1 pseudogene is annotated in these 1,044 nt (G+C 73.2%); it reads right to left on the bottom strand.

What is annotated here, in order from left to right:
- Nucleotides 1–311 precede the first annotated feature (311 nt).
- Nucleotides 312–1,044: pseudogene (locus ACFHPP_RS31140) on the bottom strand (hypothetical protein); the annotation flags it as partial.

Below are 1,044 nucleotides of genomic sequence, written 5' to 3'. Positions count from 1 at the left end.
CGTCCATGACACCGTCCATGTCGTGCGCGTTGAACGCGGCCAAGATTGCTTTCAGCAGGTCGGTGCTGGGTGCGGGTGGCATTTCGTTGCCCCTCAGGTCAGTGCGATAGCGCTCCGTACGGCCAGCCTGCACTGCTGGCAGCCTCGCATCCAAGCATGATTTGCTGGGTGTTCTGCGGCTCCCGGGCCAATTGTCGAGTTTCGATTGCCTTCACTTGGCTCGATGGGGCTGGCAAATCCTGCCAACCCGAGGATTCCGCGCGGTTTGGCGCTCGGGACCGCAAAGAGAGCGCTGCGCCGCCGAAGCCCCGTCACACGCCCGTGTCGTCGGCAACCTTGTCTGACGGCTCCGCCTCCGGCGTGTCCTGGTCGCCAGGTTGCGGCGTCCAGCCGCCGCCGGCCAGCTGGTCGAGGCTGGCACGGGTGCGGCGCATGGCGGCTTCGGCGTCGCGCAGGGCGGCCTCGAGGTCGCTGTAGTCAAAGGCCGCTCGTGCGACCGGCTCGAAGGCTGCGATCGGCCCCGCCGGCGGCGCGGCTTCGAGGTTGACCGGGACCAGCCGCGGCCGGCCGCGGCCGCGGCCGGGTTCGGGCCGGCGTGGCGGCGCCACGGCGGCGGCGAGCGGCGCCAGGCCGCGGAGGCCGAACAGCCGGCGGGCGGCGCGGCCGGTGACCTCGACGGCGACGCCGTCCTGGACCAGGCGGTCGAGGATGGCACCGGCGTTCTTGACGGCGATGCCGAGCGCCCGCGCCAGGGCGGTGGCGGAGAGCAGCGGCAGGGCGGCCAGCAGGTCGACGGCGGCGGGGGTGCGCGAGGATCGGCGGTGGCCGGCGGTGGCCTGGCGGGCGGCGGACCAGCCGCGCTCGAGATTTTGGAGCAGGGCCAAGGCGTCCTCGGCTTCGTCCGCGAGGGCGTGCAGAAACACCGGGATCCATGTCGCAAAATCCCACGCCACCTCGGCGCGCAGCGCGGCAGCGCCGGTGAGCGGCAGCGGCGCCCGCAGCAGGCCGGTGGTGCCCCAGTGGCGCACCAGGGCGGCGCGCAAG

The sequence above is a fragment of the Falsiroseomonas sp. E2-1-a20 genome (assembly GCF_051433195.1).
Classification (GTDB): domain Bacteria; phylum Pseudomonadota; class Alphaproteobacteria; order Acetobacterales; family Acetobacteraceae; genus Falsiroseomonas.
This window is presented reverse-complemented; position numbering and strand designations above follow the sequence as displayed.